Annotated in this window: 20 protein-coding genes; 13 read left to right on the top strand and 7 right to left on the bottom strand. The window is 61.1% G+C overall.

All coding sequences use genetic code 11. The annotated features are described in order from the left end of the window. The first annotated feature begins 173 nt into the window (after nt 1-173). From rpsF to rplI, 4 genes are all read left to right on the top strand, one after another. On the top strand, nt 174-620 hold the full coding sequence (gene rpsF / locus PH552_RS29480; protein WP_015339354.1) for a 30S ribosomal protein S6: 447 nt from the start codon (nt 174-176) through the stop codon (nt 618-620). A gap of 12 nt (nt 621-632) precedes the next feature. After that, nucleotides 633-881: a 30S ribosomal protein S18 gene (gene rpsR, locus PH552_RS29475; protein ID WP_004122103.1), complete on the top strand. Its 249-nt coding sequence runs from the start codon at nt 633-635 to the stop codon at nt 879-881. Between the two features lie 165 nt (nt 882-1,046). Next, nucleotides 1,047-2,024: a DUF2232 domain-containing protein gene (locus tag PH552_RS29470; RefSeq protein WP_112342734.1), complete on the top strand. Its 978-nt coding sequence runs from the start codon at nt 1,047-1,049 to the stop codon at nt 2,022-2,024. 19 nt (nt 2,025-2,043) lie between these two features. After that, nucleotides 2,044-2,622 carry a 50S ribosomal protein L9 gene (gene rplI / locus PH552_RS29465; protein WP_112342733.1) on the top strand — a complete coding sequence of 193 codons (579 nt, stop codon included), beginning with the start codon at nt 2,044-2,046 and terminating at the stop codon, nt 2,620-2,622. A 184-nt stretch (nt 2,623-2,806) separates the two neighbouring features. Here the strand turns inward: rplI and PH552_RS29460 are convergent, their stop codons facing one another. From PH552_RS29460 to PH552_RS29450, 3 genes are read right to left on the bottom strand one after another with little or no spacing between them, the layout of a single operon-like run. After that, complete coding sequence (locus PH552_RS29460) at nt 2,807-3,874, bottom strand: HlyD family secretion protein (RefSeq protein WP_113250685.1); 1,068 nt, start codon at nt 3,872-3,874, stop codon at nt 2,807-2,809. A gap of 17 nt (nt 3,875-3,891) precedes the next feature. Beyond that, nucleotides 3,892-5,538: an MFS transporter gene (locus tag PH552_RS29455; protein WP_113250686.1), complete on the bottom strand. Its 1,647-nt coding sequence runs from the start codon at nt 5,536-5,538 to the stop codon at nt 3,892-3,894. Between the two features lie 8 nt (nt 5,539-5,546). Next, nucleotides 5,547-5,990: a MarR family winged helix-turn-helix transcriptional regulator gene (locus tag PH552_RS29450; protein WP_112342730.1), complete on the bottom strand. Its 444-nt coding sequence runs from the start codon at nt 5,988-5,990 to the stop codon at nt 5,547-5,549. 349 nt (nt 5,991-6,339) lie between these two features. Between PH552_RS29450 and PH552_RS29445 the strand changes: the two genes are divergently transcribed. Then, on the top strand, nt 6,340-7,836 hold the full coding sequence (locus tag PH552_RS29445; protein WP_112342729.1) for a replicative DNA helicase: 1,497 nt from the start codon (nt 6,340-6,342) through the stop codon (nt 7,834-7,836). A 61-nt stretch (nt 7,837-7,897) separates the two neighbouring features. Here the strand turns inward: PH552_RS29445 and PH552_RS29440 are convergent, their stop codons facing one another. The 3 genes from PH552_RS29440 to PH552_RS29430 all read right to left on the bottom strand — a co-directional run bounded on the left by PH552_RS29440 (nt 7,898) and on the right by PH552_RS29430 (nt 9,917). Beyond that, nucleotides 7,898-8,200: an AzlD family protein gene (locus PH552_RS29440; RefSeq protein ID WP_113250687.1), complete on the bottom strand. Its 303-nt coding sequence runs from the start codon at nt 8,198-8,200 to the stop codon at nt 7,898-7,900. Beyond that, on the bottom strand, nt 8,197-8,901 hold the full coding sequence (locus PH552_RS29435) for an AzlC family ABC transporter permease (RefSeq protein WP_113250688.1): 705 nt from the start codon (nt 8,899-8,901) through the stop codon (nt 8,197-8,199). The genes PH552_RS29440 and PH552_RS29435 overlap by 4 nt, the downstream gene beginning before the upstream one ends. 194 nt (nt 8,902-9,095) lie before the next feature. After that, nucleotides 9,096-9,917 carry an AraC family transcriptional regulator gene (locus tag PH552_RS29430; RefSeq protein WP_113250764.1) on the bottom strand — a complete coding sequence of 274 codons (822 nt, stop codon included), beginning with the start codon at nt 9,915-9,917 and terminating at the stop codon, nt 9,096-9,098. 183 nt (nt 9,918-10,100) lie between these two features. Between PH552_RS29430 and alr the strand changes: the two genes are divergently transcribed. Continuing rightward, nucleotides 10,101-11,273: an alanine racemase gene (gene alr, locus PH552_RS29425; protein ID WP_113250689.1), complete on the top strand. Its 1,173-nt coding sequence runs from the start codon at nt 10,101-10,103 to the stop codon at nt 11,271-11,273. A gap of 130 nt (nt 11,274-11,403) precedes the next feature. On the opposite strand, the gene PH552_RS29420 is transcribed toward alr, so the two are convergent. Beyond that, nucleotides 11,404-12,039 (bottom strand): LysE family translocator, encoded by a 636-nt coding sequence (locus tag PH552_RS29420; RefSeq protein WP_113250690.1) that lies wholly within the window; start codon nt 12,037-12,039, stop codon nt 11,404-11,406. A 153-nt stretch (nt 12,040-12,192) separates the two neighbouring features. Here PH552_RS29420 and radA point away from each other — a divergent pair, with 153 nt between their 5' ends. The 7 genes from radA (at nt 12,193) to pip (ending at nt 19,938) form a co-directional block, all read left to right on the top strand. Continuing rightward, a complete protein-coding gene (gene radA / locus PH552_RS29415) occupies nt 12,193-13,596 on the top strand; it encodes a DNA repair protein RadA (protein WP_113250691.1) in 1,404 nt (467 codons plus the stop codon). A 92-nt stretch (nt 13,597-13,688) separates the two neighbouring features. Next, a complete protein-coding gene (locus PH552_RS29410) occupies nt 13,689-14,312 on the top strand; it encodes a CvpA family protein (RefSeq protein ID WP_113250692.1) in 624 nt (207 codons plus the stop codon). Between the two features lie 164 nt (nt 14,313-14,476). Further along, on the top strand, nt 14,477-15,961 hold the full coding sequence (purF, locus tag PH552_RS29405) for an amidophosphoribosyltransferase (RefSeq protein WP_112342722.1): 1,485 nt from the start codon (nt 14,477-14,479) through the stop codon (nt 15,959-15,961). Nucleotides 15,962-16,022: 61 nt separating this feature from the next. Further along, on the top strand, nt 16,023-16,763 hold the full coding sequence (locus tag PH552_RS29400; protein ID WP_113250765.1) for an SDR family NAD(P)-dependent oxidoreductase: 741 nt from the start codon (nt 16,023-16,025) through the stop codon (nt 16,761-16,763). A 223-nt stretch (nt 16,764-16,986) separates the two neighbouring features. Next, nucleotides 16,987-18,378 carry a cysteine--tRNA ligase gene (gene cysS, locus PH552_RS29395; RefSeq protein ID WP_169644849.1) on the top strand — a complete coding sequence of 464 codons (1,392 nt, stop codon included), beginning with the start codon at nt 16,987-16,989 and terminating at the stop codon, nt 18,376-18,378. Nucleotides 18,379-18,505: 127 nt separating this feature from the next. Beyond that, the gene (locus PH552_RS29390; protein ID WP_112342720.1) at nt 18,506-18,982 is read left to right on the top strand and encodes a GFA family protein; all 477 of its coding nucleotides are present in this window, start codon (nt 18,506-18,508) and stop codon (nt 18,980-18,982) included. Then, entirely contained in the window at nt 18,979-19,938 is a 960-nt protein-coding gene (gene pip / locus PH552_RS29385) for a prolyl aminopeptidase (protein WP_113250694.1), read from the top strand. Before PH552_RS29390 ends, pip begins: the two co-directional genes overlap by 4 nt. Nucleotides 19,939-19,949 lie beyond the last annotated feature (11 nt).

The following is a 19,949-nucleotide window of genomic DNA, read 5'->3' as shown; positions in this document are numbered from 1 at the left end:
CGGTTTCCGATAAGGGAATCGTTCGGAACGGAAGCGTTCCAGCCTCCCGTGTCTCCGCTCTCGACCGTCTCGGAAACGCTTTTCTTGCTTGGGTTTACCCTCTCAGGAGCAGTCGTTGAGGCTTAGCCGCCGAATATCGGGTTCAGACCAACGCAAGAAAGGCAAAGCTATCCATGGCGCTTTACGAACATGTATTCCTTGCCCGGCAGGATATTTCCGCTCAGCAGGTCGACGCCCTCGTAGAACAGTACAAGGGTGTCATCGAAGCTCACGGCGGTAAAGTCGGGCGTATCGAGAACTGGGGCCTCAAGTCCCTCACCTACCGCATCAAGAAGAACCGCAAGGCTCACTACGCCCTGATGGACATCGATGCTCCGGCCGCTGCGATCCAGGAAATGGAACGCCAGATGCGCATCAGCGAAGACGTTCTGCGTTACATGACGATCGCTGTCGAGAAGCACGAAGACGGCCCGTCGGCCATGATGCAGAAGCGCGACCGTGACGATCGTCCGCGCCGCGATGGCGACCGCCCGGAGCGCAGCTTCGGCGATCGTGGTCCGCGCCCGGATCGTGGTGACCGCGAAGACCGTCCGCGCCGTCCGCGCGAAGACCGCGTATAAGGAGATTTGAGAATGTCTGAAGTTTCCTCCGCACCCGTCCGCCGTCCGTTCCATCGCCGCCGCAAGACCTGCCCGTTCTCGGGCGCCAATGCGCCGCGCATCGACTACAAGGACGTTCGTCTCCTGCAGCGCTACATTTCCGAGCGCGGCAAGATCGTTCCGTCCCGCATCACGGCCGTTTCCCAGAAGAAGCAGCGCGAACTCGCCCAGGCGATCAAGCGCGCCCGTTTCCTCGGCCTGCTGCCCTACGTCGTCGCTTAATAGCGCCTGACGCAGAATGAATTTGAGGGAAGGCAGCGATGCCTTCCCTTCTCCCTTTCGCGATGGGCGCGGATCGGAACCTTGAAACCCCATGTTGGGGATAAGCTTTCAGGCCCGCGTGGCGAAGGCATCCTCTAACTGCTCGATACGAAGCAGGACAGCGACGTGAAAAAGTTGAACGCAAAAGAGCTTGGCATCGGCGCGCTCGCCGGTCTGACCGCCGCCCTACTCGTGTATGGCGCGACGGTGCAGCCATTGCTGTTCATCCTGTTCGGCGCACTTTCCGCTCTTCCGATCCTGATCGTCGGCCTTGGCTGGGGCAACATGGCCGTCATCGCTGCCGTCGTCGTTGCCGGGCTTGTCGGCACGATCGCGCAGTCGGTCTATTTCGGACTGTTCGTCGTCCTGTTGACGCTGATCCCCGCTTGGCTCAGCCATCTCGCCAATCTGGCGCGTCCCGCCTCCGAACTTGGAGGACCGGATAATCTGATGGCCTGGTATCCGCTCTCCGACATCATGCTGCACCTGTGCGGCCTCGCCGCCGTCGTCATCATCGTCGCCGGCGCGGTCATGGGCTACAACGCCGATCTCGTCGGCCAGGTCGTCGATCTCTACGTCAGGGCCGTGAACGAACAGCAGCCGGCGTTGCCGCTCGATCCCATAGCGATCCAGAAGACCAAGAGTCTCATGCTCTACGCGATCCCCGTCGCCTGGGGCATGATCTGGGTCATGATGCTGCTCGCCGCCTATTATGTCGCGACCCGCATCGTCGCGGCCTCCAGCCGCAATCTGCGCCCGCGCGAGGATATTCCCTCGGCGCTGCGCATGAACCGCAATGCGATCTTCGTCTTTCTCGTGGCGATCGTCGCCATCTTCTTCGGCGGCGTCCTGGCCCTCATCGCCGCCGCCGTTCTCGGTGCCTTCGGCGCGGGCTTCATCGTTTCCGGCTTTGCATCGTTGCATTACCGGACGCGCGGCAAGGACTGGCGCATACCCGTGCTGGTCATCTGCTACCTGATGTCCTTCCTGCTGACGCTGCCGCTCTTCATCGTTCTCGTTCTCGGCCTTTACGATATCCGCAAGGCGATATCGCTGACCCCGAACAAGAATGCCGATATATCCAAACAAGACACGAAAATCTGACATCGAAAGGAACAAGAAAATGGAAGTCATTCTTCTCGAACGCATCTCCAAGCTCGGCCAGATGGGCGAAACCGTCAAGGTTCGCGATGGCTTTGCCCGTAACTATCTGCTGCCGCTCGGCAAGGCGCTGCGCGCCAACGCCGCCAACAAGGCTCGTTTCGAAGCCGAGCGCGCCACGCTCGAAGCCCGTAACCTCGAGCGCAAGAGCGAAGCTCAGAAGGTTGCCGACGTTCTCGCCGGCAAGTCCTTCATCGTCGTTCGCTCGGCTGGCGAAACCGGCCAGCTCTACGGTTCGGTCGCTGCCCGTGACGTCGTCGAAATCCTCGCTGCAGAAGGCTTCAACATCGGCCGCAGCCAGGTTCACATGAACACGCCGATCAAGGCCATCGGCCTGCACAATGTCACGATCGGACTTCACGCCGAAGTCGAAATCACGATCGAGCTCAACGTTGCCCGCTCCGCCGAAGAAGCAGAGCGTCAGGCCAAGGGCGAAACCCTCACCTCCGCCGACGCCATCTACGGCGTTGACGAAGACGCGCTGCGTCCGGAAGACTTCTTCGATCCGGAAGCTGACCGCGACGGCGAAGACGAAGCTTGATCTTCAAGCCTTCGCAGGATTGCGTATGAAGAAGCCTGGGTCTTGCGGCCCAGGCTGTTTTGTTGGTCGAAACGTATGGGCCATCCTCGCCCTTCGAGACTTCGCGCCTCAAGGTGAGGATGGAGCGCGCTACAGTATAAGGCTCAGCGCAATATGCCGCCCTGCACAGGACAAAGCGTGATATTCAGTCACCGTTCCTGGGCTCCGGCAACGGAGCGGAATCCTTGTCGATCGAAACGACGACGGACATGCCGGGCGCCAGCTGATCCGCCAGAGGCTGTCCATCCTCGATCTTGACCCTGACGCCGATACGCTGGGCGACCTTGGTGAAATTGCCCGTCGCGTTGTCTGGCTTGATGACGGCAAATTCGGAGCCCGCTGCCGGAGAGAAGCGCTGGATGCGGCCTTTGATCTCGCGATGCCCGAGCGCATCCACGGAGATCGTGGCGGGCTGATCGAGCTTCATGCCGTCAAGCTGCGTTTCCTTGAAATTTGCGATAACCCAGACGTCCTTCGGCACGAGGTTCATCAGCTGCGTGCCAGGCGTCACATACTGGCCGAGGCGGACGCCGACTTCGCCGACGCGGCCATCCTGCGGCGCCCTGATCGTCGTATTGTCCAGATCGATACCGGCAAGCTGCACGGCAGCCTCCGCACCGCTGACACCGGCTTCGAGCGACGCACGGTTGACAATGATCGTCGTCAGGTTCTGCTGGGAGACGTCGAGGCCTGCTTTCGCCTGGTTGAGCGAAGCCTGGGCCTGCTGCAATGTGGCCTGTGCCTGCTCGGAATCGCTTGTCGTCGAGACACCTCTGGAAACCAATGTCGTGACGCGATCGAAGGCAAGCTGGGCGCGCTTCAGGGCTGCGTTGGCGCTGTCGATCTGCGCCTGGCTTGAAACGATGCCGGCCTTGGCGGCCTGCTCCTGCTGCTGCGAATTGGCGAGTGCCGCCTTCTGTCCGTCCAGCGTTGCGCGCGCCTGCGCCACCTTCTGCTTGTAGATGCGGTCGTCGATCTGGGCGAGCACATCGCCCTCCTTGACGAGCTTGTAGTCCTTGATCGGCACGTCGGTGATATAGCCGCTGACCTGCGGGCTGATGGTGGTGACATAGCCTTTGACATAGGCGTCGTCCGTGGTCTCGACCGCGGTTTTGAACGGCGGCAGATGCCAGGCATAAAGCACCAGCATGACGCCGCCGATGCCGGCGAGAACCGCGATGACTTCGATGGGGGAGCGAACGAGCCTCGACATGGAGCTATTTCATATCCTCATGGGTTGGATGTCACGGCCTCAGCCCGATCGTCGGCCAGGCGAGCCCTGATGAAGCGGAAAAAGACATGGATTGAGAGGCCGGCAAGCGACAGGAAGGCGATTACGGCGGCAGTGAAGAAGGCGTCTCCATAGGCGAGCATGTTGGCCTCGCGGCTGACCTGTGCGCCGAGCAGCGCTACCCCCTCTCCCTTCAGAAGCATGCTGTCACCAATGACTTTGCCATAGGAGGATGAAAGCTGGCTGACGCGTGCAGCCACATGCGGATCGGTCAGCAGCACGCGCTCGGTCAACACCGCGGAATGGAACTTCTCGCGAATGATGATCAGCGTGCCGTAGAAGGCCGAGCCGATGAGGCCGCCGATGCTCTGCGTGAAGGTGAAGACGACGAAGAAGGTCACCAGATAGGGCGGTCCCTTGGATATAGCCTCCTTGAAGCCTTGCGACATGGAGGGCGGCAGGAACAGGGCCGCGCCGCCCGCGACCAGCGCCTGACTGAAATACATCTGCTCGGGCCGCGTGAGGTTCGTCACCTGCGAATCCATCAGAGAACCCACGCCCATCAGAATGAGGGCGACGAACTGGATCTGCCAGCTGAAGCCATAGCTCATGAACACGGTGCAGATGAGGCCGCCGATGATCGAGAAGGCGAGGATGATCCAGTACAGAATGGAGAGCTGATCGTAGAGCAGCCCGACGGCATTCTGATAGAAGGTCATGATGACCGAGGTCTGCTCGGCGGCAATGATGCGGAAGACCAGAAGGATCGCCGTCAGATGGAGAATTTCCGGCCGCAGCAGCCAGCGAACGTCGATCAAAGGCGTCGACCGCCTCAGTTCGACGACGATGGCGACGGTCAGTGACGTGATGGCAATCGCCAAGACGACCCCGAGCCATGGCACCTCCAGCCACCAATAGAGGCGCCCGACCGACAGGGCGACGGCAAGACAGCCGAAACCGATCGCCACGAGAAGATAGCTGAAGATATCGCCCAGCACGATGACCTTGACGCGCGGCGGCGGTGTCAGCGGCAGCAGATAAATGATCGGCATGACAAGCAGCGCCAGCGCCATCTCAAGCGTATAGAGGCCGCGCCATTCGCCATAATCCAGCAGCGAGGGCGACACGAGGCGGGTGATGGGAGCGGCAAGCAGCGTGTTCATCATCGCCAGGCTGACTCCGATCGTCATCTTCTTGGCCGGCTCGAAGGCCTCCAGCATATAAAGGAAGCCGAGCGTCGAGAGCGGCGCGCCGGCAATCCCGCTCAGGAAGCGGACGACGATCGCCGAATGCAGGTCGGAGACGAAGAGATTGAGCAGCGAGGCGAGCACGAAGCCGAGAATGCTGACCTCGGCGAAATTGCGCACGCCATACTGAAGGCGGATCTTTACGAGCGCGATGGCGAGGCTGACATTCGGCGCCATATAGGCAGCAGAAAGCCATGCGGATTCGGTGGTGGTCGCCGCGATGGTTCCCTGGATCTGCGTAAGGTTGGCAAAGGCGAGATTGAGACCCAGGCCCTGGGTCAGAAAGAACATGACGGATGCCGCAATGTAGAGCGGCACTTTCCAGCCCGGCATAGGCGGCGGAGCGGGCGGGACGGCGTTGGCTTCCGCTTTGGCGACCAGGCCCGGATCCCCGCTCATGCATTACCTCATGATTTACCGATATTCTGAAGATTGGCAGTCATGGCACGGATAACCTTGAGCGCCATGCCGACATCGTCGTCCGAAATCCCCTCCAAGATATCCGCGCGCACACTGGTGGCAAGAGCCTCGACCTCGGCGGCAACGACTTTTCCGGATTCCGTCATGAAGATCTGCTTGGCGCGGCGATCGGATACCGCGGCACGGCGCTCGATGAAGTTCTGCGCCTCCATGGCATCGAGGATGCGCACGAGCGTCGGCGTTTCAAGCTCCAGCTCGTCGGCAAGTTCCCGTTGGTTGATGCCGTCCCGGCGGGAGAGTTTGCGAAAAACCCTGGCGCGGGAAAGAGTCATGCCGCGCTCGCGAACGAGCGCGTCAAAGGCCGCCCTCAGCTTGCGATTGAACGCAAAAAGGTCGTCGAAAAGCTCTTGTCTTGATGGCGCACCGGACATTATTGCAACTTTATACTATTAGCATCCTACCCTAATTAATAGGGAATAACCGGATTTCCATAGCTTTTCAAGCATGATAGCCGCAACGATTGATGTACACGGCGAAAGACCCAGCTAAAATATCCCCACTGATGGTTTGCTTACGTGATTCGTGTGTCGATCATTGCGTTGCAAAATGGCGACAAAGGATTTTTTACGTGGCGGAAACTTGTCCCTGTGGACGAGTGGAACAACGTTGATAGGTCGAACCTATTTATCTCCCTTGGCGCGCCGGCAAGCTTTGCTTGGTTGACCATGACACCGGATCGTCGCAAACCAGTCGACACCCTAAAGTACGAAGAGATGGAAAATGAACGAAGCTGCGCGCAAGCTCGCCGCCATTGCTCCCGCCGACCAGCACTATCGCGAAGCGCCCAACAACATAGAGGCGGAACAGGCTCTTCTCGGCGCCATCCTCGTCAATAACGATGCCTATTACCGCGTCTCCGACTTTCTGAAGCCCATCCATCTTTACGAGCCGCTGCACCGGAAGATCTTCGAGGTCGCCGGCGACATCATCCGCATGGGCAAGACAGCCAACCCTGTCACCATCAAGAACTTCCTGCCGGCGGAGGAAAAGGTTGGCGACATGACGGTCGCGCAATATCTCGCGCGTCTCGCCGTCGAAGCCGTGTCGATCATCAATGCGGAAGACTATGGCCGCGCCATCTACGACCTGGCACTGCGCCGGGCGCTGATCACCATCGGCGAAGACATGGTCAATATCGCCTATGACGCGCCGCTCGACATGCCGCCGCAGACGCAGATTGAGGATACCGAGCGCCGATTGTTCGAGCTCGCAGAAAACGGCCGCTACGACGGCGGCTTCCAGTCGTTCAATGATGCTGTGGCACTGGCGATCGACATGGCGGCCGTTGCCAAGGAGCGTGACGGCGGCCTCTCCGGCATCTCCACGGGCATCCACTCGCTCGACAGCAAGATGGGCGGCCTCCAGCGCTCCGACTTGATCATCCTTGCAGGCCGCCCTGGCATGGGTAAGACCTCGCTTGCCACCAACATCGCCTATAATATTGCCGCCGCCTACGAGGGCGAGGTGCAGCCTGATGGCTCGATGAAGGCGAAGAACGGCGGTGTCGTCGGCTTCTACTCGCTGGAAATGTCATCGGAACAGCTTGCCACGCGTATCATCTCCGAGCAGACGGAAGTCTCCTCATCGAAGATCCGCCGCGGCGACATCAACGATGCCGATTTCGAAAAGCTGGTGGCCTGCTCGATGATGATGCAGAAGGTGCCGCTCTATATCGACCAGACGGGTGGTATCTCCATCGCCCAGCTTGCGGCCCGCGCGCGTCGCCTGAAACGCCAGCGCGGCCTTGACGTTCTGGTCGTCGACTACGTACAGCTTATGACCGGTTCGAAGAAGTCGGGCGAGAACCGCGTTCAGGAAATCACCGAAATCACCACGGGCCTGAAGGCGCTCGGCAAGGAGCTCAACGTTCCGATCGTGGCACTCTCCCAGCTCTCGCGTGCGGTCGAAAGCCGCGATGACAAGCGGCCGCAGCTTTCGGACCTTCGCGAATCCGGCTCAATCGAGCAGGACGCCGACGTGGTGCTCTTCGTGTTCCGCGAGGAATATTACGTGAAAAACCAGGAGCCCCGCGATCCGAACGATCCGAAATATGCGGAATGGGAAGCGCTGTTCGACCGCGTGAAGGGCACGGCCGATGTCATCATCGCCAAGCAGCGTCACGGACCGACGGGCACGGTGAAGCTCGCCTTCCAGTCGGAATTCACCCGATTTGCCGACCTCGCCGACCCGTCCTTCACGCAGTATGAAGAACATTGACGCTCGCCGCGTCAATGTTCCGCCAGGATGAGGACCGCTTCGCACTTTTGCCGGAAAGGCTTCAGAGTCCCGCAGCCCGCAGCAAAGCCACCGTCGCAACGCCGACAACAACGCTTGCCAGCATCGGCAAGCGGCGGGAGACGATGGCGGTGGCGGCGCAGGCCAGCGCCTCCGCCCAGCCGGTAGCAAAAGCTGTCGGGGCAATGACAGCCATCAGCACGGCCGGTGGAATGGCTTCGATTGTGGTTCGCCTGCGCTCGTCAATCCTAACGTAGCGAATCAAGACGAGACCGCCAACACGGGTGAAGATCGTTGCAGCAGCCATGGCGAGGATGGCAAGCAGCGTGTTGAGATCGAGCGTCATGCCGTCTGCTCCCGCGTCTTGCTTTTCCAGAAAGCCACTGCCAGTCCCGCCAGCGCGCCGGCAGCAATATGCCAGACACCAGGCACGAACTGGTGGACTGCAACGGCTGCAATTCCGCTTGCGGCAAGCACAGCGCCGGTTTCCGGTCCTTTCCAGAAGCCCATGACCAGCACGATGAAGACGGCCGGAAAGGCGAAGTCGAGACCGATGACGGCGGGATCGCCGAGAAAGGCGCCAAGCAAGGCACCCGCAAGCGACGAGCCGATCCATGCCAAGTAGAAGGGCGTGACGATGCCCGCATACCAGGCGGGCGTGAGCCGCATCGTGCCCGCGCGGAATTCCGCCATGGCCCAAATCTCATCGGCGAGAAACAGCATGGCGAGATAGCGCTTGATGCCGGAGAAAGACTGCATCTTCGTGCCGATCGAAGCGCTCATCAGCAGATGCCTGACATTGACGAGCAGGGCCGCAAAGCCGACGCCGATCCAGCTTGCGGGATGTGTCCAGATATCCATCGCCACGAATTGCGAGCCGCCAGCGAAGACCAGCGCGCTCATCAGCATGGCCTCCAACGGCGAAAGCCCCTTGGTCGCCGAAATCGCGCCGAACACGAGGCCGATCGGCAGGACGGCGACGATCAGCGGAAAAATGGCACGCATCCCGGCTTTGAATTCGCCGGCCGGCCGGCTCTGCTGCAACATTGGCAACCTCCACTTCAACAATGATGGAGAGGTAGCCGACGGCAGCGGGCGCTGTATTGAACGAAAGTGATCAGAGTTCCATCCGGAATCCGCAATGTGTTTTCAATATCCGCAGAGAAGCGAAAATGCGCTATGTTCCTATTTCCCAGCGCATTCCGGACGGAAAACCGCTGCGCACTTTTCCTGGAAATGCGCTAGCCGACGCGGAACTGGCCCGGAGTGACGCCGGTGCGCGATTTGAAGTGGCGCGTGAAATGCGCCTGATCGGCGAAACCGCATTCCATGGCGACATCGGCCGGCATGCGGCCTTCCCTGAGCAATCGGCGGGCAACGATTATGCGCCGGTCGGTCAGAAAGGCATGCGGCGTAATATGATACTCCCTGCGGAAAGCGCGGATCAAATGTGCGCGGCTTAGCCCCGCAACCTTGGCCAACTCCTCCAATCCGACATCGCCGTCGAAATTCTCAGTGAGATAATCGCGGGCACGCGCGACGGCGCTACGCTCCTTGGTATCGACGGGAAGGACGATCGTGCTGCCGTAGCGCGCAAAGAGCGCCGCCAGCACCGAGAACATGCCTTCATCGGATTCCAGCGCGCCGGCGCCACTCTCGAGTGTGCGATGCGCCTTGTGGAAGGCGCTGGCAAGCTGCGGATCGCGCAACAACGAACTGGCGAAAGAGGGCGTCGCATTGAAGGCTTTGCCCGTGACGTCTTCCAGAATATCGACGAAAAGGTTCGTGTCCGGGTAGATCATACGGTAGCGATAGCCTTCGCCGCCCGGAACGCCGTCATGCACTACTCCAGGATTGATCATATAGAGATCGCCCGGTCCAGCTTCTTCCCGACTGCCGAGCAGCGTGGTGATCTGGCTGCCTCTTTCAATCGTCCCGATGCTGAAGGTGTCGTGCGCATGCGGCGCATATTCATGCGTCACGAAGCTTGCGCTCAGGCATTCCATGTCGTGAAAGCGACCGTCTCGCCAGAAGCGAGTCGATTCCACCTTGGCAAGCGGCATGGCGTCAGCCGCCTCTTTCTGTGAAACGTTCTGCATCCCCGAAGATTAGCGCGCCGGCTCCCGCGCGTCTTGAACAAAAGTGATCGCATGTGGGAAAGGCTGGTATCTGCCCGTGCGCGCTTTCTCTTTGCCACGATGCTCTCTAAAGTGCCCTGAACAACTTCCCTTTCAGCGCGGCGATTCATGACAGATTTTTCCCTCCCCTTCGAAGACGACGATGCTTTCGCTTCCGCCGGCCTGCGTCTGACGGTCGATCTCGGCGCCCTCGTCGAAAACTGGCGCGAACTGGCTCGCCGTTCGGGGAAAGCCCGCACGTCAGCCGTCGTCAAGGCAGATGCTTACGGGCTCGGGATCGAGGATGTCGGTGAAACGCTTTATGGTGCTGGGGCGCGCGATTTCTTCGTTGCCACCGCCGACGAAGGCGCGACACTGCGGCTCTATGCGCCTGAGGCGCGCATCTTCGTTCTGAGCGGCATCTGGCCGGGCATGGAGCGTCGGTTTTTCGAGAATGACCTGGTACCCGTCATCGCGTCGGAGGAGCAACTGACCTTCTGGATGGCGGTTCTGTCAGACTATGGCGATTATCCCTGCGCGCTGCAGGTCGACACCGGCTTCAACCGGCTCGGCCTGCCGATGAACGATGCGATCGCGCTTGCCGATGACGTTTCCCGTCCGGCAAGCTTCGCGCCAGTGCTTGTCATGAGCCACCTCGCCTGCGGCGACGATCCGTCCAATGCGATGAACAGGCAGCAGCTCGAGGCCTTCCGCAAGGTCAGTGTCGCCTTCGAAGGGATCGAGGCGAGCCTTGCCAATTCGGCAGGCATCTTCCTTGGGACCGACTATCATTTCGATCTCACCCGTCCCGGCATCGCCACCTATGGCGGCGAGGCGGTTCCCGACATGGCCAATCCGATGCGTCCGGTAGCGACGGCGGAGGCGCGGATCATCCAGACCCGCTCGGTCAGGTCGGGCGAAACCGTAGGCTACGGCCGCGCACTGCAATTGACCCGCGACAGCCGGCTGGCGATCGTCTCGGCAGGCTACGCCGACGGCTACATGCGCAGCCAGTCGAGCGCGGGCGTGCCGCTGCGCCAGACCGGCATCCCAGGCGGTCATGGCTTCATCGCCGGCCATAAGGTGCCCGTTGCCGGCCGCATCACCATGGACCTGACCATCTTCGATGTCACCGACCTGCCGGGAAACCTGGTCAGAGCCGGTGACTATGTCGAGCTTTTCGGCAGCAACATCTCGGTCGATGAGGCCGCCAAGGCTGCGGGCACCATCGGCTACGAGATGCTGACCAGCATGGGGCTGCGGCACGAGCGCCGGTATATCTCGGAAGAGGCCGAGGAATAGCCCTGCTACTCCTCAGAATATTTAGAGCGTGATGCCGAAAAGTGTATGCGGTTTTCGGACGGCATCACGCTCTACTTCCTTGATTCTAGAGCGGATTCAGATTTTAGGTCGACTCGACCTAAATCCGGCTCTAGCGGGCGCTGATCGCCAACCGGACACCGAGGGCGACGAAGAGCGTGCCGAGACCGCGATCGAGCCACAGGCCGAGGCTCCGATTGCGTCGAAGCGCCTCGCTAAGACGACCGCCGAGCAGGATCAGCGGCGGCTCGATGAAAGCGGCGACGACGATGATCAAGCTGCCATGCAGCAAAAGCTGCGCCCAGACCGGGCCGGCGCCTTCGACGACGAATTGCGGCAGGAAGGCCAGGAAGAAGATCGCTACCTTCGGGTTGAGCAGCGAGACCATGATGCCCTGCCGATAGATGCGACTGAAGGGCAAGGTCTTGCCGCCCTCCTTGATCCATGCCGCCTCGCCCTTCGAGCGCAGCGCCTGGATACCGAGCCAGATCAGGTAGGCAGCACCGACCCATTTGACCGTCGAGAAGGCCAGCGCGGAGGCAGCAAGAATCGCCGAAAGACCGGCGGCCGCCATCAGCACATGCAGGCACGCGCCGCTCCAGATGCCGAACAGCGCCGCAAAGCCCGAGCGCATGCCGCTTCTGATCGTATGGCCGAGAATGAAAGCGATATCCGGCCCCGGCGACAGATTGAGGAGGGTTGCAGCGGTCAGAAAGCCCATCCAGTGCGCAAGCGAATAGTCAAACATCGATCATCATCCATAAAACCCGGCATAAAAGCTGACACGATCGCCGTTGATACGGAAATCATTAGTTTTGATGGGCCGAGAAAGACATTATCTGTCAGCCGAGCGCGATTCGTCGCGGAAAGCAACGCATTCGAAGTTTGAGAACCGCATCCGATGGCCAAAGCCCGCACACAATTCATCTGCCAGAACTGCGGCACGGTCCATAATCGCTGGGCCGGCAAGTGCGACAACTGTGGCGCATGGAACACCATCGTCGAGGAAGATCCGCTGGGCGGGATCGGCGGCGGCCCGGCCAAGACGCCGCGGAAGGGCAAGCCGGTCACGCTGACCACGCTTTCCGGCGAGATCGAGGAAGCGCCGCGCATCCATACCGGCATATCCGAGCTCGACCGCGCGACAGGCGGTGGCTTCGTTCGCGGCTCGGCCGTTCTCGTCGGCGGCGATCCCGGCATCGGCAAGTCGACGCTACTAATGCAGGCGGCTGCCGCCCTCGCCCGGCAAGGACACAAGATCGTCTATGTCTCCGGCGAAGAGGCCGTGGCGCAAGTTCGTCTGCGCGCTCAGCGGCTGAAGGCTGCCGATACGGAAGTGTTGCTCGCCGCCGAAACCAATGTCGAGGATATTCTGGCGACGCTCGCGGAAGGCAAGCGGCCGGATCTCGTCATCATCGACTCCATTCAGACGCTGTGGAGCGAGCTTGCCGAATCCGCACCCGGCACGGTGACACAGGTGCGCACCGGCGTGCAGGCGATGATCCGCTTCGCCAAGCAGACAGGAACTGCGATGGTGCTGGTCGGCCACGTCACGAAAGACGGCCAGATCGCCGGACCGCGCGTCGTCGAGCATATGGTCGATGCCGTCCTCTATTTCGAAGGCGACCGCGGCCATCATTACCGCATCCTGCGCACGGTGAAGAACCGCTTCGGCCCGACCGACGAAATCGGCGTGTTCGAAATGTCCGACGCCGGCCTGCGCGACGTGCCCAATCCATCCGAGCTCTTTCTCGGCGAGCGCAATGAAAAATCGCCGGGTGCGGCCGTCTTTGCCGGCATCGAAGGCACGCGCCCGGTGCTGGTCGAGGTGCAGGCGCTGGTCGCGCCGACATCGCTCGGCACGCCGCGCCGCGCCATCGTCGGTTGGGATTCGGCGCGTCTTTCGATGATTCTCGCCGTTCTGGAAGCGCATTGCGGCGTCAGGCTCGGCCAGCACGATGTTTATCTCAATATTGCTGGCGGCTACCGCATTTCCGAGCCGGCTGCGGACCTTGCCGTCGCTTCTGCACTGGTTTCCTCCTTGGCCGGTCTTGCCCTGCCCGCCGATTGCGTCTATTTCGGCGAAGTCAGCCTGTCGGGCGCCGTCCGGCCGGTTGCGCACACCGCCCAGCGCCTCAAGGAAGCCGAGAAGCTGGGATTTTCCGGGGCTGTCCTGCCTGCCGCTTCCGCCGATCTACCGAAGGTCAACGGCGGACGCTGGAGCGAGATCGACAGCCTGCCGGATCTGGTGGCGCGCATTGCCGGATCGAAAGGTGCGCTCAAGCGCGCGGAAGACGAAGACTGAGCCTTACTTCAGCCGTTCTTGGCGAAGAAGAGGCTCATGAATTGAGGCCGATGCCGACCATGAGGTTCGGCAAGTCTTGAAGTGGATTATAAATGCCCATTACGATTTTCGACGGTATTGTTATCGGCGTTCTTCTCTTCTCCGCCGTTCTGGCCATGGTTCGCGGTTTTTCGCGCGAAATACTATCGATCGTCAGCTGGGGTGGGTCGGCGGTCGCCGCCTACTATCTTTATCCGCTGCTCGTTCCCTATGCCCTGCAATACAAGGCCGATACCAAGATCGCAACGATCGCGTCTGCCGCCGTCATCTTCCTGCTGGCGCTGATCATCATCTCCTTCATCACCATCCGGATCGCCGATTTCATCATCGACAGCCGCATCGGTGCGCTCGACCGGACGCTCGGCTTCCTCTTCGGCGCGGCCCGCGGTCTGCTCCTGATGGTGGTCGTCGTCGCCTTCTGGAACTGGCTGGTGGCCCCAGCCGCCCGTCCGGACTGGGTCAACAACGCCAAGTCCAAACCTTTCCTGGATTCGATGGTCGAAAAGCTGAAGTCGGCGCTTCCTGAAAATGTCCAGGCCATGCTGCCGCCCGAGATCATCAACAAGATTGCGCCGAACCAGCAGCAACAGCAGCAGCAGCAGGGAGGTGGCGACAACGCCGCGCCGAACGATACCGCGCCGTCGGATGATGCGCCCGCGCCGCAGACAAACAATTGACAGTGCGTTTACAGGCTTGACCTGCCGCCCGAGAATCGCCATTTGAGCGGCGTGACGATAGAAGATCCGGCCCGATATTTTTTCCGGCCGGATTTTAAGTTATTTTAATGGTCACTTGTGACGCCGCCCCGATCCGTCCACGTTGAGAGCAAAGGCCCGCAGCCATGAACCATTCCGTTTCCATCGAGGACGATATCGACGGCGATACGCTGCATGAAGAATGCGGTGTCTTCGGCATTCTGGGACATCCGGATGCGGCGACGCTGACGGCGCTCGGCCTGCACGCCCTGCAGCATCGCGGCCAGGAAGCGGCCGGCATCGTCTCCTTCGATGGCCAGCGCTTCCATTCGGAACGGCGGATGGGTCTGGTCGGCGACCACTATACCGACCCTGCCACGCTCGCGCGGCTACCCGGCGACCGCTCGATCGGCCATGTACGCTATTCGACCACCGGCGAAACGATCCTGCGCAATGTCCAGCCGCTGTTTGCCGAGCTGGAAGTCGGCGGCATCGCGATTGCCCACAACGGCAATTTCACCAACGGCCTGACTATGCGCCGGCAGCTGATCGCCGATGGCGCCATCTGTCAGTCGACTTCGGATACCGAAGTCGTGCTGCATCTCATCGCCCGCTCCAAGCAAGCCTCCTCCTCCGACCGCTTCATCGATGCCATCAGGCAGATGGAAGGCGGCTATTCGATGCTCGCCATGACGCGCACGAAGCTGATCGCCGCCCGAGACCCCATCGGCATCCGGCCGCTGGTCATGGGCGAACTCGACGGCAAGCCGATCTTCTGCTCGGAAACCTGTGCGCTCGACATCATCGGCGCGAAATACGTCCGCGACGTCGAAAACGGCGAAGTCATCATCTGCGAGATTCAGCCTGATGGTTCGATCACCATCGACGCCCGCAAGCCGGAAGTTTCCCGCCCCGAGCGTCTTTGCCTGTTCGAATACGTCTATTTCGCCCGTCCCGATTCCGTTGTCGGCGGCCGTAACGTCTATGTCGCCCGCAAGAACATGGGCATCAATCTCGCCAGGGAAGCGCCTGTCGCGGCCGATGTGGTCGTGCCGGTTCCGGACGGCGGCACGCCCGCCGCCATCGGCTATGCGCAGGCAAGCGGCATTCCCTTCGAGCTCGGCATCATCCGCAACCATTATGTCGGCCGCACCTTCATCGAGCCCACGCAGCAGATTCGTGCCTTCGGCGTCAAGCTCAAGCATTCCGCCAACCGCGCCATCATCGAGGGCAAGCGCGTCGTGCTGATCGACGATTCCATCGTGCGCGGGACGACGTCCGTGAAGATCGTGCAGATGATCCGCGATGCTGGCGCCAGCGAGGTGCATATCCGCGTCGCCAGTCCGATGATCTTCCATCCGGATTTCTACGGTATCGACACGCCCGATGCCGACAAGCTGTTGGCAAACCAGTACACGAGCCTGAAGGCCATGTGCGAGTATATCGGCGCGGATTCGCTGGAGTTCCTGTCCATCGACGGCCTTTACCAGGCTGTCGGCGGCGAGCCCCGCAACAATGCGCAGCCGCAGTTCACCGACCATTATTTCACAGGCGATTATCCGACCCGCCTGCTCGACAAGGAAAGCACCAGCAACGTGCGCAAGCTTTCCGTTCTCGCCAGCAACGGCTGAGCCAAGGATTGACAGGGGCATTTTGCCCCTTTTCTCTTCCATGCATTCGGATCAGGACAGAATGAGCGTCAATCTCAAGGACAAGATCGCGGTCGTGACAGGCGCATCGCGCGGCATCGGCTATTTCACCGCATTGGAGCTGGCCAAGGCCGGCGCGCATGTGATCGCCTGCGCCCGCACGGTCGGGGGCCTTGAGGAGCTCGACGACGCCATCAAGGCTGCCGGCGGCTCGGCAACTCTCGTTCCTTTCGACCTTGCAGACATGAATGCCATCGACGCGCTCGGCGCTTCGATCTACGAGCGCTGGGGCAAACTCGATATTCTCGTCGCCAATGCTGGCGTCCTCGGCGTGATCTCGCCGATCGGCCATGTCGAAGCCAAGGTATTCGAGAAGGTGATGACCATCAACGTCACCGCCACCTGGCGGCTGATCCGCTCGGTCGAGCCGCTGCTGATGCGTTCCGATGCCGGACGCGCGGTCATCCTGTCATCGGCTGCCGCCCATCGCTGCCGGCCTTTCTGGGGCCCTTATTCCGCATCAAAGGCTGCCGTCGAGGCTCTGGCGCGAACCTGGGCAGGTGAAACGCAGAGCACGCCGCTACGCATCACCAGTGTCGATCCGGGCGCCACCCGCACCGCCATGCGCGCTCAGGCCATGCCAGGCGAAGATCCGGATACGCTGCCGCATCCCCGCGACGTCGCCCAGGCGATCCTGCCGCTCACCGGCCCCGACGTCACCGAGACCGGCAAGCTCTTCATCGTGCGCGAGAACAAGCTCGTCGACTACCGGATGCCGGAATAAAAACACCGCCCTCCGATACCGGAGAGGAAGTGTTCCCACTTGACCAAATTCTTCCGGCGCGCGATAAAGTCGCCCATGAAAACGGTTATCTGCATTATCTGCCGGAAGATTATTCGCTAGCGCTTCGCTGGCCTGGCCGTTTTCGTCTCCCAAAATCCAAGATGACAAACGTCCGGCCTGCCGGTGACGGTATTTTTTCGGATTTATGCCTTGGGAGAGTGATATGGCCGCCGAGCCGCAATTGAAGTTCTACAACACGCTGACGCGCGAAAAGGTCGATTTCCAGCCGATCGATCGCGGCAATGTTCGCATGTATGTCTGCGGCCCCACGGTCTATGATTTCGCCCATATCGGCAATGCCCGCCCGGCGATCGTGTTCGATGTGCTGTTCCGGCTGCTGCGGCACGTCTACGGCGAGAGCCACGTCACCTATGTCCGCAACATTACCGACGTCGACGACAAGATCAACGCGCGTGCGCTACGCGATCATCCCGGCCTGCCGCTGAACGAGGCGATCCGCCTTGTCACGGAGAAGACCGAGCGGCAGTATCGCGAGGATACGAAGGCACTCGGCTGCATGGAGCCGACCGCGCAGCCGCGTGCGACCGACAATATCGCTGAGATGATTACGATCATCGAGACCCTGATCGCCAAGGGGCATGCATATCGGGCAGCCGGTGAAGTGCTGTTCGATACCAAGTCGATGGCCGATTACGGTCAGCTCTCGAAGCGCAATCTCGACGAACAGCAGGCAGGCGCCCGCGTCGCCGTGGACGAACACAAGAAGAGCCCCGGCGATTTCGTGCTGTGGAAGTTGTCGGACGAGAACGAGCCAGGCTGGGAAAGCCCCTGGGGCCGCGGCCGTCCGGGCTGGCATATCGAGTGCTCGGCCATGAGCGGGCGCTATCTCGGCGATGTCTTCGACATTCACGGTGGCGGTCTCGATCTGATTTTCCCGCATCATGAGAACGAAATCGCGCAATCGCGTTGCGCGCACGGCACGCATGCCATGGCGAATGTCTGGATGCATAACGGCTTCGTGCAGGTCGAAGGCCGCAAGATGTCGAAATCGGAAGGCAATTTCGTCACCATCCACGAGCTGCTGCAGACGGACAAGCTCGGCGGCCGGACATGGCCGGGCGAGGTCCTCAGGCTTGCCATGCTGATGACGCATTATCGCGAGCCGATCGACTTTTCCGTCAAGCGCCTCGAGGAAGCCGAACGGCTGATCGCCAAATGGCCAACGGGGGATGCCAGCGGTGCCGCGCCGGATCAGACGGTCCTTGCCGCTCTCGGCGACGATCTCAACACCGTCGCCGCCATTCAGGCGCTGCATGCCCTGGCACAGGCCGCCAATGCCGACGCCAACCTCCTGCCGGTGTTCGCGGCCAGCGCCGGTCTTCTCGGCCTGCTGCCGAAGAAGACGGAGATTGACGAAGCCGTGGTCGCGGAGATCGATGCCAAGGTGCGCCAGCGTCTGGAGCTGCTGAAGGCGAAGAACTTCGCCGAGGCCGACAAGCTTCGCGAGGAGCTGACGGCCATGGGCATCCAGCTCAAGGACGGCAAGGATGCGGTGACAGGCGAGCGGACCACAAGCTGGGAGATCAAGCGGTGAGTCTGGTTACCCCCACGCATACTCCAGTGCCACCGAAGATCCGCAGCAGATCGTGCCGTGTCGATCCGGCTATCCAGCCACCAGCATCCCGATCACGATACCTCGAGCTGGCCACAGGAGAAGCGTCATGACTGAAGCAACCAGAAGCGGAGGATGCCAATGCGGTGCCGTGCGGTTTCGCATTCGCGGCCAGCTCGGCCGCCCCTCGATCTGCCATTGCCGCATGTGCCAGAAGCAGTTCGGCAATTTCTTCTCCGCGCTCGTTACCGCACCTGAAGACGGCTTGGAATGGACGCGCGGTGAACCGACCTATTTTCAGTCCTCCGTCAATATCGACCGCGGTTTCTGCAAGAACTGCGGCACGCCGTTGACCTACCGTCATCCGGGCGGCCTCGAAATAGCCATCGGCGCCTTCGACGAGCGCGACGATCTCGCTCCGCAGATCCAGGTCAACCACGCCTATCGCTTGCCCTGGGTGGAGACGATCTTCGAAAAGCCCATCCATCAGGATCCGGATTTCTATTCGCGGCAGGAACAGATCATCTCCTTCCAGCATCCCGATCACGACACCGATATCTGGCCGGCGGAGGGGCTGAAAATATGACCGAGATACTGCGCACGCTTTATCCGGAAATCGAACCCTATGCTTCCGGCCATCTCGATGTCGGAGACGGTCACGTGATCTATTGGGAGCGCGTGGGAACGCCAGGCGCCAAGCCTGCCGTCTTCCTGCATGGTGGCCCGGGCGGCGGCATCTCGCCGAGCCACCGCCGCGTGTTCGATCCGGCGCTTTACGATGTGACCCTGTTCGACCAGCGCGGCTGCGGGCGCTCGACGCCGCATGCCGGCCTGGAAGCCAATACGACCTGGCACCTGGTTGACGATATCGAACGACTGCGCAAAATGGCCGGTGTGGAAAAGTGGCTGGTTTTCGGCGGCTCCTGGGGCTCCACGCTGGCGCTCGCCTATTCCGAAACGCATCCGGAGCGGGTTTCCGAACTGGTTGTGCGCGGCATCTATACGCTGACGAGAGCCGAGCTCGACTGGTATTATCAGTTCGGCGTCTCTGAGATGTTCCCTGACAAATGGGAGCGCTTCATCGCCCCTATCCCGCCGGAAGAGCGCCATGAGATGATGGCGGCCTACCATCGGCTGCTGACGCATCCCGATAAGGCCGCCCGCCTGGAGGCCGCCAAGGCATGGTCGATCTGGGAAGGCGAGACGATCACGCTTCTGCCGGAGCCTGCCGTCAGCGCCCAGTTCAAGGATGCGGAATATGCGCATGCCTTCGCCCGCATCGAGAACCATTTCTTCGTCAATGCCGGCTGGCTCGAGGAAGGCCAGCTGCTGCGCGACGCCTACAAACTGAAAGACATTCCCGGGGTCATCGTCCACGGCCGCTACGACATGCCCTGCCCGGCACGCTATGCCTGGGCGCTGCACAAGGCCTGGCCGAAAGCGGAATTTCACCTGATCGAGGGTGCCGGCCATGCTTCGTCTGAGCCTGGCATTCTGGATCAGCTCATCCGCGCCACGGATAAGTTTGCAGGCAAAGCATAGGCCGGGCACCC

It is taken from the genome of Rhizobium aureum, from assembly GCF_030182495.1.
In the GTDB taxonomy this organism is placed as follows: domain Bacteria; phylum Pseudomonadota; class Alphaproteobacteria; order Rhizobiales; family Rhizobiaceae; genus Rhizobium; species Rhizobium tropici_C.
This window is presented reverse-complemented; position numbering and strand designations above follow the sequence as displayed.